Source organism: Streptomyces sp. NBC_00878, assembly GCF_026341515.1.
Taxonomy (GTDB): Bacteria; Actinomycetota; Actinomycetes; order Streptomycetales; family Streptomycetaceae; genus Streptomyces.
This window is the reverse complement of sequence record NZ_JAPEOK010000001.1, coordinates 3,848,612-3,861,335: the sequence shown is the minus strand read 5'-3', so window position 1 is coordinate 3,861,335 and position 12,724 is coordinate 3,848,612. Positions and strand designations below refer to the sequence as shown.

Here is a 12,724-nt window from a genome sequence, read left to right as displayed (position 1 = left end):
CGGTGCGGAGCGAAGCGCCACGAGGGCACGGTGTGCCACGGCCCGTTGTGCGGCCAGAAGGTGAAAAGCAGGAAGAGCCCTTACGTCTACACCTGTCGTGACTGCGGGCGGTGCAGCATCAGCGGGCCGCTGGTCGATGAAGTCCTTGAGAGGCTTGTGTTCTCCGGGGCTTCAGGACAGGCGCGGCCATCGGAGAGCGTGCACCATCGCTGGCGTGCCGGTGAGTTGCAACTCACCTGGGACTATTCACGAGTGGAGCCCGTGTGGCGTTGAGGGTCGGTCCATCCCCCAGTCCGGCGGACCTCTCAGGCAGGATGGGTACATGCCGAACCGACTGGCCCATGAGACATCCCCGTACCTCCTCCAGCACGCCGACAACCCCGTCGACTGGTGGCCCTGGTCGGAAGAGGCCTTCACGGAGGCAGGACGGCGAGGTGTTCCCGTACACCTGAGCGTCGGCTATTCCAGCTGCCATTGGTGTCATGTTCTAGCTCGCGAAAGCTTCGAGGACGAAGCAGTCGCCGCTTATATGAACGAGTACTTCGTCAATATCAAGGTCGACCGCGAGGAGCGCCCCGATGTCGACGCCGTCTACATGGAGGCCGTGCAGGCGGCGACCGGGCAGGGCGGCTGGCCCATGACGGTCTTCCTCACGCCCGAGGCCGAACCGTTCTACTTCGGCACCTACTTCCCGCCCGCGCCCCGGCAGGGCATGCCGTCCTTCCGGCAGGTCATCGAGGGCGTGCACAGCGCGTGGACCGACCGGCGGGACGAGGTCGCGGAGGTCGCCGAGAAGATCGTGCGGGACCTGGCGGGCCGGGAGATCGCGTTCGGCGACACCCAGGTGCCCGGCGAGGAGGAGCTCGCGCGGGCACTGCTGGGCCTCACCCGGGAGTACGACTCCACCCACGGCGGCTTCGGCCGCGCGCCCAAGTTCCCGCCGTCCATGGTCGTCGAATTCCTGCTGCGGCACCATGCCCGAACCGGCGCCGAGGGCGCGCTGCAGATGGCCGCCGACACCTGCGAGCGGATGGCCCGCGGGGGGATTTACGACCAACTCGGGGGCGGGTTCGCGCGATACTCCGTCGATCGCGAATGGATTGTGCCCCATTTTGAGAAGATGCTGTATGATAATGCACTTTTGTGCCGCGTGTACGCGCACCTGTGGCGGGCCACCGGGTCCGACCTCGCCCGCCGTGTCGCCCTGGAGACCGCCGACTTCATGGTCCGCGAACTCCATACGAACGAGGGCGGGTTCGCCTCCGCACTCGACGCCGACAGCGACGACGGGCACGGCAGGCACGTCGAGGGCGCCTACTACGTATGGACGCCCGGGCAGCTTCGCGAGGTCCTCGGTGAGCAGGATGCCGCAATCGCTGCCCACTACTTTGGCGTGACCGAGGACGGCACCTTCGAGGAGGGCGCCTCCGTCCTCCAACTCCCGCAGCACGAGGGCGTGTTCGACGCGGAGCAGATCGCCTCCATTCGCGGGCGGCTCCTGGCGGCGCGCGACCTGCGGCCCGCCCCCGGCCGGGACGACAAGATCGTCGCCGCCTGGAACGGTCTCGCCGTCGCCGCCCTCGCCGAGACCGGCGCGTACTTCGACCGCCCCGACCTCGTGGAGGCGGCGCTCGCCGCCGCCGACCTCCTCGTCCGGATCCACCTGGACGAGCACGCCCGGCTCGCCCGGACCAGCAAGGACGGACGGGCCGGCGCCAACGCGGGTGTCCTGGAGGACTACGCCGACGTCGCGGAGGGCTTCCTCGCGCTCGCCTCGGTCACCGGCGAGGGCGTATGGCTGGAATTCGCCGGATTCCTGCTCGACCACGTCCTCGTGCGGTTCACCGACGAGGAGTCAGGAACCCTGTACGACACGGCCGCTGACGCCGAGAAGCTCATCCGCCGCCCGCAGGACCCGACCGACAACGCCACGCCCTCCGGCTGGAGCGCGGCCGCCGGAGCCCTGCTGAGCTACGCCGCCCAGACCGGCGCCGAACCCCACCGGGCCGCCGCCGAACGGGCGTTGGGCGTCGTCAAGGCACTCGGCCCGCGCGCGCCGCGCTTCATCGGCTGGGGTCTGGCCACGGCGGAGGCCCTGCTCGACGGGCCGCGCGAGGTGGCCGTCGTGGGTCCGGCCGACGACCCGGCGACCAAGGCGCTCCACCGTGCGGCCCTCCTCGCCACGGCGCCCGGCGTGGTCGTCGCCGTGGGCACCCCGGACAGTGGTGAACTCCCTTTGCTCGCAGACCGATCGCTCGTGAACGGTGAACCGACGGCTTACGTCTGCCGTAACTTCACTTGTGATGCTCCGACGACCGAAGTCGACCGTCTGCGGGCGGCGTTGGGGCGCTGAGGGGCGAAACCCCCTGCTCACTGGGGGGATTGTGGGCATCTGTTCGGGTGCGCCCCACAAGTCGACCTACCATTCCGAAACACGTTATTTATCAGAACAGTTCCCGGACTTCACAGAACCCCCTTAGTCTCTCCACCGGGACGCGACAGGAGTGACTCGCTGTCGCGACAGGGGGTTTTGGGATCTGGGGGGATCTGTTGCTTACGTCTGTGCTCATTGCTGCCGTTTCGCTTGCCCTTTTTGGGATGGCTGCCTTCACTTTGTGGTGGCAGATGCACGCGTGGCGGACGCCCGAAGTACTTGCCTCCACGCGGTTCAGCAGACCAGACGGAGGCGAGCACCTCTCCTTCTCGCTGCTGCTGCCGGCGAGACACGAGCAGGCGGTGCTCGACCACACGATCCAGCGACTGCTGGAATCCAGCCACACCGACTTCGAGATCATCGTGATCGTCGGCCACGACGACCCGGACACCACCGAGGTGGCCTGCGAGGCCTCGGAGCGTGACCCGCGCGTACGCGTCGTCGTCGACACGCACGAGAAGAAGAACAAGCCGAGGGCGATGAACACGGCGTTGCCGCACTGCCGCGGTGACATCGTCGGAGTCTTCGACGCCGAGGACCAGGTCCACCCGGAGCTGCTCGCGCACGTCGACCACGCCTTCCGGTCGACCGGCGCCGACGTCGTCCAGGGCGGCGTCCAGCTCATCAACTTCCACTCCAGCTGGTACAGCCTGCGCAACTGCCTGGAGTACTTCTTCTGGTTCCGCTCCCGGCTTCACCTGCACGCGCAGAAAGGTTTCATTCCCCTCGGCGGCAACACCGTCTTCGTCCGCACGGACGTCCTGCGGGCCGCCGACGGCTGGGACCCGGACTGCCTCGCCGAGGACTGCGACCTGGGCGTGCGGCTCTCCAGCATCGGCAAAAAGGTCGTCGTCGCGTACGACTCCGACATGGTGACCAAGGAGGAGACCCCCGGCAGCCTGATGTCGCTGCTCAAGCAGCGCACCCGGTGGAACCAGGGCTTCCTCCAGGTCTACCGGAAGCGGGACTGGAAGCAGCTGCCCGGCTTCGGCCAGCGGCTGCTCGCCCGCTACACACTGATGACCCCGTACCTCCAGGCGATCTCCGGCGTGATCATCCCGCTCAACGTGGCCGTCGCGCTCTTCCTCGACGTACCGGTCGGCATCGCCTTCATCACCTTCCTGCCGGCCGTCACCGCCTTCGTCACCTTCGTCTTCGAGCTGGTCGGGCTGCACGACTTCGGCAAGCAGTACGGGCTGCGCGTCCGGTTCGTGCACTACCTCAAGCTCATCGTCGGCGGCCCCTTCTACCAGGTGCTCCTCGCCGGAGCGGCCGTCCGAGCCGTGTGGCGTGAACAACGGGGCCAGAACGACTGGGAGTTGACCAGCCACGTCGGCGCGCATCTCACCAAATCTCTCGGCTCCGCCGAAGCCGCCGAAGCCGCCCAAGTTCTTGACTCCCTCGAAGCCACTGAAGCCACCGAAGCCGCGGCCGCAGCGACCCGCGGGTCTCGAGAGGACGTTCCTGCGTGACCTCCACCCTTCCCGCGGTGACCACTTCCAAGGTCCCCGCGCAGCGGACACCTGTCCCCAAAACCGGTTCGACTCCTCGAACGCCCCCGTCCCGCCTGCGCACTTCGCGTGCCGACCTGGTCCTGTGCGGCGTACTCCTTGTGGTTGTCATGACCGTGCAAGGGTGGAACATCGCCGACTATCCGACGCTCAGCGACGACGAGGGCACCTACCTCGCCCAGGCCTGGGCCGTGCAGCAGGGCGAGGGGCTCGCCCACTACACGTACTGGTACGACCACCCGCCGCTGGGCTGGATACAAATAGCGTTGCTCACCTGGATACCGGCCCTGATCAGCCCCGAGTCGATGACGGTCGGCTCGATGCGGATCGTGATGCTGCTGGTCAGCGCCGTCAGCGCGGTCCTCGTCTACGTGCTGGCCCGCCGCCTGTGGCTGCCCCGCTGGGCGGCCGGGCTCGCGATGCTGCTCTTCGGGCTCTCGCCGCTGTCCGTGGTCCTCCAGCGGGAGATCTTCCTCGACAACATCGCGGTGATGTGGACGCTGCTGGCGTTCTGCCTGGCCGCCTCCCCGAGCCGCCACCTCTGGCACCATTTCGGCGCGGGCATCGCGGCCGCGGCGGCCGTCCTCACCAAAGAGACGATGATCTTCGTCCTGCCCGCGGTGATGGTCACCATGTGGCGCCACAGCCACCGGGACACCCGTAAGTTCGCGCTCACCGGAGCCATCACGGCCTGCGCGCTGATCGGCCTGTCCTACCCGCTCTTCGCCCTCCTCAAGGGCGAGCTCCTCCCCGGCGGCGGACATGTGTCGCTGTGGGACGGCCTCGAATACCAACTGACCAGGCCCGGTTCGGGATTCATCCTCGACCAGGGCTCCGGCTCGTACGGAGTCCTGCAGTCCTGGCTCTACTACGACCGCGTCCTGCCGCTGGGCGGCCTCGCGGGCGCGGTGCTGCTCCTGGTCACCTGGCGCTGGTCGGTGACCGCGCGGGCGCTCGCCGGACCGGCGTTCACCGTCGCCATCCTCGCGCTGGTCGCCCTGCGCCCCAACGGCTACCTGCCCGCGATGTACGTCATCCAGGCCCTGCCCTTCCTCGCACTGGTCCTCGCCGGAGGCGCCGCGAGCGTCGCGCACGGGGTGCTGCGCAGATGGCGGAGCGCCGACGAGAAGGAGTACGTCTCCCGGGCCCGGTACGCGGTCGCGGCGCTGCTCGTCGCGGCCTCGGCGGCATACGTCGTACCGCGTTGGTACGACGGCGACCACACCGCCGTCACCGCCCACGCCAACGCCCCCTACCAGGCCGCCGCCAAGTGGCTGGCCACCGAGGTCGAGCGCCCCGAGGACACCCGCGTGCTCGTCGACGACGCGCTCTGGCTCGACCTCGTACACGCCGGATACGAACCCGGCCTCGGCGTCATCTGGTTCTACAAGGCCGACCTCGACCCCGCGGTGACCAAGACGATGCCGCGCGGCTGGCGCGACCTCGACTACGTCGTCGCCTCCCCGACCGTACGGCGCGACGCGGCCGACCTGCCCAACGTCAAGCAGGCGATGCGGCATTCGACGCCGGTCGCCACCTTCGGCAAGGGCCCGGACCGGATCGAGATCCGCCAGATCAAGGGCAGCGGCACGGCAAGTCCGGCCAGTACGGCAAGTGCGACGGGCACGGCAAGTACGACGGGCACGGCAAGTACGACGGGCACAGCCGACACAGCCGACACAGCCGACGCGGCGACCACCGGAGGCGACCGATGACGTACGAGTCCACCGTCCCGGGGGAGTTGCACGACCCGGCCCTGCGCGAGGCCTCCACGGTCCCCGAACCCGGGGCCGTCACGATCGTCGTGCCGACCTTCAACGAGTCCGCGAACATACGGGAGTTGCTGCACCGGATCACCGAGTCGGTCCCCTCGCGGCTGCCCTGCGAGGTCGTGTTCGTGGACGACTCCACCGACGACACCCCCGAGGTGATCCACGAGGCCGCGCGGGACTGCCCGTACCCGGTGACCGTGCTGCACCGCGAAACGCCGGTCGGCGGGCTCGGCGGCGCGGTCGTCGAGGGCATCCGGGCCGCGACCTCCGAGTGGATCGTCGTCATGGACGGCGACCTTCAGCATCCGCCGTCCCTGGTACCGGAGTTGGTGGCCGCGGGCGAGCGCGCCACCGCCGGACTCGTCGTCGCCTCCCGCTACATCAAGGGCGGCAGCCGAGCCGGCCTCGCGGGCGGCTACCGCATCGCCGTCTCACGCGGCGCGACCTGGCTGACGAAGACGCTGTTCCCGCGGCGGCTGCGCGGCATCAGCGACCCGATGAGCGGCTTCTTCGCGATCCGCCGCAGCGCGGTCACCGCGGACGTCCTCAAGCCGCTCGGCTACAAGATCCTGCTCGAAATGGCCGTACGCGCCCGTCCGCGCCAGGTCACCGAGGTGCCGTTCGTCTTCCAGGACCGGTTCGCGGGCGAGTCCAAGTCGACCGCCAAGGAGGGCGTCCGCTTCCTGCGGCACCTCGCCGGGCTGCGCACCGCCTCGCCCATCGCGCGGATGGTGGTGTTCGGGCTGATCGGCGCGACCGGGTTCCTGCCGAACCTCGCCGCGCTGTGGGCCCTGACGGCCGCCGGGATGCACTACCTGCCCGCCGAGATCGTCGCCAACCAGTTCGGCGTCGCCTGGAACTTCCTGCTCATCGAGCACCTCTGCTTCCGGGACCGACGCCAGCACCGGCGCTGGTGGGACCGCGTGAGCAGGTTCGCGCTGCTGGCCAACGCCGACCTGGTGCTGCGCATCCCGCTCATCGCTCTGCTCGTCGGGCAGTTCGGGCTGTCCGTCCTCGGCGCCACCGCACTCGCCCTGGTGACCACCTTCGTGCTGCGGTTCGCGGGCACGGAGGCCCTCGTCTATCTGCCGCGGAAAGGAGGGCGCGCAGGACACACGACGGCCGTCGAGACCGGCCGTCACGCAGGGAGCCGCACAGCAAGGAGAACCAGCTGATGTTCAGTAGACCCGCTCCGAAGACCAGTAGACCCGCTCCGAAGTTCAGAAGACCTGCCCGCTCCAGACGACCCGCCCGCCCTCGCCGCCGTACCGCCCTGCTGGCCGTGGGCGCCCTCACCTCGGGGCTGCTCCTCATCGCTCCCCAGCCCGCCTCGGCCGCCAACCTCGTGAAGAACCCCGGCTTCGAGACCGCCGGTACGGACGACATGCCGTACTGCTGGGAGAAGTCCGGCTGGGGAGACAACGACTTCACCTTCTCCACCGTGGCCGACGCCCACTCGGGCTCCAAGGCCATGAAGGTCGAGCTGACCCGCCGTACCGAGGGCGACCGCAAGGCGCTGATCACCGAGTCCGCCGAGTGCGCGCCGGGCGTCAGCGTCGGCAAGCAGTACGACCTCGGGCTCTGGTACAAGTCGACGACCCCGGACACCTCGCTCACCCTCTTCCGGCACGACACGACCGCCGGCTGGCAGTACTGGACCGACCTCAAGACCCTGCCCATCAGCGGCAGTTGGGCCGAGGCGACGGTCCGTACGCCCGAGGTCCCCGCGGGCACCGACCGCATCACCTGGGGCGTCTCCGTCTACGGCACCGGCGCCGTGACCACCGACGACTACACGATGGACCAGGTCGCCGACCCGATCCCGGACCCCGTGTGCACCGGCACGGCCGAGGAGTGCGCCAACGGCAGGTGGGACGTCATGCCCACGCAGAACCCGGTCCGCTCCATGCACTCCGTCGTCCTCAACAACGGCAAGGTGCTGCTGATCGCGGGTTCCGGCAACAGCGAGGAGATGTTCAACGCGGGTACGTTCACCAGTGCGGTCTACGACCCGGTGAACGGCACGTACAAGCAGATCCCCACGCCCAAGGACATGTTCTGCGCCGGGCATGTGCAGTTGCAGGACGGCCGGGTCCTCGTGATGAGCGGCAACAAGGGCTTTCCGTCCGCCGACGGCACGATCGGCTACCAGGGCTACAAGGACTCGTACACCTTCGACCCGGTGACCGAGACGTACAGCAAGACGAACGACATGAACGACGGCCACTGGTACCCGTCGGCGACGATCCTCGGCAACGGTGACGTCATCTCGTTCGGCGGGCTGAAGGAGGACTCGACCGGGTCCGTGACGGCCGAGCGCTGGTCGGCCGCCGAGAACAAGTGGCTGCCGCTGTGGCAGGTCAACCAGACCTGGTCGTACTGGGGTCTGTACCCGTCGATGGTCCTGATGCAGGACGGCCGCCTCTTCTACACGGGCAGCCACACCTTCGGCAACAACATCCCCGGCACGGGTTCGGTGATCTACGACTACGACGCCAACACCAGCACCGAGGTGCCGGGGCTGCGGAACAAGGACGAACGCGACCAGTCGGCGAGCGTGCTGCTGCCCCCGGCCCAGGACCAGAAGGTCCTCACCCTCGGCGGCGGCAACATCGACTCGAACCCCGACGCGAACCGGCTCACCGACATCATCGACCTGAAGTCCGCCAACCCGGCGTACGTCGCCGGACCGCCGATCCCGCAGGGCACGGTCGACCTGGGCAACGGCAAGATCCCGCAGACCGGCGGCCAGGGCAAGATGTACGTCTCCGCCGTGCTGCTGCCCGACGGGAAGGTCCTGGAGACCGGCGGCGCTCTGCACAACCGCGCCAACCCGGTCTACGAGTCGTCGATCTTCGACCCGACGACGGAGACCTTCGACCCGGTGGCCGCCGACCCCGAGGCCCGCGGCTACCACTCCTCCGCGTTCCTGCTCCCGGACGGCCGCGTGATGGCGACCGGCGACAACCCGGGCAACGGCTCCTGGAACCACAACGTGTCCATCTACACCCCGCCGTACCTCCTCAAGGGCGCCCGCCCGACGATCACTTCGATGATCGACAACGAGTGGACGTACGGCGACACGCAGCGCATCACGGTCGACCGGCCCATCGCCAAGGCGGAGTTGATCCGACCGGCCGCGGTGACGCACTCGTCCGACCCGAACCAGCGCTTCGTGGACCTGCCGCTCTCCGTCGACGGCAACAACGTCGACCTGAACGTGACGAGCAACCCCAACCTGGCCCCGCCCGGCTGGTACATGCTCTTCGCGGTCGACGCGAACGGCGTGCCGTCGGTGGCGAAGTGGGTCCACCTCCAGGGCCCGTCGGCCATGGCGGCGGCAGCCTCCGACACGGCCTCGGCGCACGAGCACTCCTTCGCGGACTCCCTCGAAGGCAAGGTCAACAAGCCCGGCAAGAAGCGCGCCTCGGCCAAGGTCAGCACGACCGTCGCGGGCTGCGACCGCCACTACGGCTCGGTCAACGTCTGCGTACCGACGGTCTTCCCGGACGAGGTCAAGAAGACGACGGCGGCCCGCTGCGCCTGGCTGAAGGAGAACGAGTACGGCCGCCTGAAGGTGAACGGCAAGGACGACCCGCTGCGTCTGGACCGCAACGGCGACGGCCTGGCGTGTGGAAAGGGTGATGTGAGGCGCTGAGCCCGGGTTCTTGAGCTGAGTTGCCCCGTGTCCCGGAAAGGGGGCGCGGGGCAACCGCCGTCTCTTAGGCGCGCAGGGCTGTGGTCAGGGCGTGAGCCCATGCTCCAGGACGTCCAGGGCGCGGTCGACCAGGTCGCCGAGGCCGTCCTCATGATCGTGCTCGGCCCAGTACAGCGACACCTCCATCAGGCCGCCGATCAGGGACATCGCGAGGACGCGTACCTCAAGGCTGTCGGGGCCCCGGCCGGTGCGCTCGCCGATGACGCGGCAGAGCATGCGGCCCGTGACCGACATGCTCTCCATCATCCGCGAGCGCACGGCGGGCACCTCGATCATCAGCCGGGTCCGCAGCCGCGTCACCTCGGGCTCCTCGGTCATCCCGAGGGTGACGGCCTTCCTCAGCACGTGTCGGAGGGAGTCCGGCCACGGCTCGTCCGCCGGCCGGGCCCGCATCTCGGCCTCCAGCACCGGGTCGTACTCGTCCGTGAGGACGATGTCCTCCTTGGCCGGGAAGTAGCGGAAGACCGTGGACGGCGACACCTCGGCGAGCTCGGCGATCTGCTCGATCGTCGTGGCGTCGTACCCCTGCCGCCGGATCAGCCGGTACGTCGCGTCACGGATCGCCGTCCGCGTCTTGATCTTCTTCCGCTCACGAAGTCCCAGCTGGGGGCGGTCGGCGGGGAGGGAGGTACGTGCGGCCGTCATGGAGTCATTGTCGGCCATCGGCAGGGGCCGGGGCCATGGCCGGGGTCGTGTCAGGGGCCACGTTCGCGGCTGTGCGCGGGGCCGCGGCTGTGTCTGCGACCGTTTTCGGGGTCGCGTCCGGGGCCATGTTTTCGGCTGTGCGCGGGGCCGTGCCCGAGGCCGGCTTCCCCGCCTCGGACCCCGTGACGTCCCGCGACCCGGTGTTGGGCAGGGACCCGGTGTTCGGCAGGGACCCGGTGTTGGGCAGGAACGCCCCCGCCAGCAGCGCCGCCGCGAGTGAGGCGATTCCGCACACCAGCAGGACGAGGCCCATGCCGTGGACGTACGCCGTGTTCGCGGAGGTCACCAGGTCGGCGGCGCCCGCGCGTTCGGCGACGAGGTGGGCCGCGACCACCGACTCCCCGGCCGTGTCCGCCGCCCGCTCGGGCAGCCCGCTCACATCGAGCCGGTCCCGGAACGCACTGGCCAGCAGACTGCCGAGCAGCGCGATACCGATCGCCCCGCCGACCTGCCGCAGCGTCATGAGGAGCCCGGATCCGCTGCCGGCCCGGTCGGCGGGGAGCGTTCCGAGCGCCCCGTCCATCGCCGGGACGACGGCGAAGCCGAAGCCGAGGCCCGCGATCGACAGCCACAGCGCGGTGAAGCCGTACCCGGACTCGACCGTCGTACGACTCCCGAGCAGCGCGGCGAAGGCCAGCACCACCAGACCGGCGCTCACCACGCCCCGCGACCCGAACCGTTCGACGACCGGCTGGGCCGCCCTCGCCGCGACGATCAGCCCGCCCATCATGGGCAGCATCCGGATGCCCGTACCGAAGGCGTCGTTGCCGAGAACGGCCTGCAGATACGGCGGAAGCACGAACATCAGGCCGGACAGGACGAACATCACGAGCGTCGCCGCGACCGCGTTGAGCAGGAAACCGCGGTGGCTGAGCAGCGACATGTCGAGCATGGGGCGTACGGATCGGCGCTCGCGCAGCACGAGGGCGGCGAGCAGGGTCACGGCCCCGGCGGTCAGGCCGAGCACGAGCGGGTCGCCCCAGCCGCGGTTCGGCGCCTCGATGATCGCGTAGATCAGCGCGCCGAGCCCGGCCGCGGTGAGCGCCGTGGAAACGGCGTCGACCTTGGGGGAGGCCGGGTCGCGGGTCTCCGGCAGCAGGAAGAGGCAGGCGGCGATGCCGATCACGGCCATCGGGACGTTGATCAGGAAGACCGAGCCCCACCAGAAGTGGTCGAGCAGCCAGCCGCCGATGATCGGGCCGAGCGGCATGCCGAGCGCGGACGCGGCCGAGATGATGCCGACCGCCTTGGTGCGCTCGGCGGGCGGGAAGAGCGACGGCAGGACGGACAGGGCCAGCGGCATCACCAGCGCGCCGCCCACGCCCATCACGGCACGGGCGACGACGACCCACGTGACATCGTCCACCAGGGCGCCGACCAGCGAACCGGCGAGGAAGACGCCGAGCCCGGTCATCAGCATCCGGCGCCGCCCGAACCGGTCGCCGAGCAGTCCCGCCGGGAGCATCAGCGCCGCGAACACGATGACGTACGCGTCCGCCATCCACTGCTGCTCACCGGTGCTCGCGCCGAGCTGCCCGGCCATCGTCGGCAGGGCGACGTTGAGGATCGTCATGTCGAAGCCGAGCACGAGCAGGCTCGCGACCAGGGCGGCGAGGGCCCACCAGCGGCGGGGGTCGAGGCGTGCCTCGGGATGTGGAGTGACAGTAACCATGAAATGAGAGTAGCTCTCAAAAGGTGGTGGCTGTCAATACGGGAGGATGGCTGTGCGGTGCCGGGCATGCGGAAGGGCCCCACCGTGCGATGCGGTGGGGCCCTTTGGGCGGGGGTTGGGGGTGGCTATCCGTGCTGGTAGGCCACCATCGAGATGCCGATGTAGTGCGTGCTGAACGCCGCGAGCGTGAGGGAGTGGAAGACCTCGTGGAAGCCGAACCAGCGCGGTGACGGGTCGGGGCGCTTGAGAGCGTAGATCACACCGCCCGCGCTGTAGAGCAGTCCGCCCGCGATCACGAGGATCAGTACGGCGATGCCGCCCGCGCGCAGGAAATCGGGCAGGAAGAAGACGGCCGCCCAGCCCATCGCGATGTAGCACGGGGTGTAGAGCCAGCGCGGGGCCCCGATCCAGAACACGCGGAAGGCGATGCCCGCGACGGCCGCGCCCCAGATGCCCCACAGCAACCACTGCCCCTTGGCCTCGGGCAGCAGCAGCATCGTCAGGGGTGTGTACGAGCCCGCGATGATCAGGAAGATGTTCGCGTGGTCGAGTCTGCGCAGTACGGCGTCCATGCGCGGAGTCCAGGTACCCCGGTGGTAGATCGCGCTGACGCCGAACAGCAGGCAGGCCGTGAGCGCGAAGATCGCGCAGGCGATGCGGGCGCGGGTCGAGTCGGCAAGGGCGGTCAGAACGAGGCCGGAGATGAGTACGGCCGGGAACATCCCGGCGTGCAGCCAGCCACGGAGCTTCGGTTTGACCGGATGCGGCAGGGAGAGCGCTTCGGCGACGCGGTCGACGACCGGCGTGTCCGAGGGCGCGTCGGGGGCGGACGCAGTCATGAGGGGCATCGTACCTACGGAACCGTAAGTTACATATCAGTCCGCCCATATGAAAGGCGCCAAGTGGCAATGG

General features: G+C 69.3%; 8 protein-coding genes. 5 read left to right on the top strand and 3 right to left on the bottom strand.

Annotation, left to right across the window (positions count from 1 at the left end; genetic code table 11):
* The first annotated feature begins 322 nt into the window (after nt 1-322).
* The 5 genes from OHA11_RS16045 to OHA11_RS16025 all read left to right on the top strand — a co-directional run bounded on the left by OHA11_RS16045 (nt 323) and on the right by OHA11_RS16025 (nt 9,375).
* Nucleotides 323-2,353, top strand: coding sequence for a thioredoxin domain-containing protein (locus OHA11_RS16045; protein ID WP_266496784.1), 2,031 nt, complete (start codon nt 323-325; stop codon nt 2,351-2,353).
* Between the two features lie 197 nt (nt 2,354-2,550).
* Nucleotides 2,551-3,906 carry a glycosyltransferase gene (locus OHA11_RS16040; protein ID WP_266496782.1) on the top strand — a complete coding sequence of 452 codons (1,356 nt, stop codon included), beginning with the start codon at nt 2,551-2,553 and terminating at the stop codon, nt 3,904-3,906.
* Entirely contained in the window at nt 3,903-5,660 is a 1,758-nt protein-coding gene (locus OHA11_RS16035; protein ID WP_266496780.1) for a glycosyltransferase family 39 protein, read from the top strand. The genes OHA11_RS16040 and OHA11_RS16035 overlap by 4 nt, the downstream gene beginning before the upstream one ends.
* Nucleotides 5,657-6,892: a glycosyltransferase family 2 protein gene (locus tag OHA11_RS16030; RefSeq protein WP_266496779.1), complete on the top strand. Its 1,236-nt coding sequence runs from the start codon at nt 5,657-5,659 to the stop codon at nt 6,890-6,892. The genes OHA11_RS16035 and OHA11_RS16030 overlap by 4 nt, the downstream gene beginning before the upstream one ends.
* Before the next feature lie 107 nt (nt 6,893-6,999).
* Entirely contained in the window at nt 7,000-9,375 is a 2,376-nt protein-coding gene (locus OHA11_RS16025; RefSeq protein WP_266507206.1) for a galactose oxidase-like domain-containing protein, read from the top strand.
* Between the two features lie 84 nt (nt 9,376-9,459).
* Here OHA11_RS16025 and OHA11_RS16020 read toward each other — a convergent pair whose 3' ends face one another.
* The 3 genes from OHA11_RS16020 to OHA11_RS16010 form a co-directional block, all read right to left on the bottom strand.
* Nucleotides 9,460-10,080: a TetR/AcrR family transcriptional regulator gene (locus OHA11_RS16020; RefSeq protein WP_266496777.1), complete on the bottom strand. Its 621-nt coding sequence runs from the start codon at nt 10,078-10,080 to the stop codon at nt 9,460-9,462.
* A gap of 4 nt (nt 10,081-10,084) precedes the next feature.
* Nucleotides 10,085-11,812: an MFS transporter gene (locus OHA11_RS16015; protein ID WP_266496775.1), complete on the bottom strand. Its 1,728-nt coding sequence runs from the start codon at nt 11,810-11,812 to the stop codon at nt 10,085-10,087.
* A gap of 125 nt (nt 11,813-11,937) precedes the next feature.
* Nucleotides 11,938-12,651: a hemolysin III family protein gene (locus tag OHA11_RS16010; RefSeq protein WP_266496773.1), complete on the bottom strand. Its 714-nt coding sequence runs from the start codon at nt 12,649-12,651 to the stop codon at nt 11,938-11,940.
* Nucleotides 12,652-12,724: the final 73 nt, after the last annotated feature.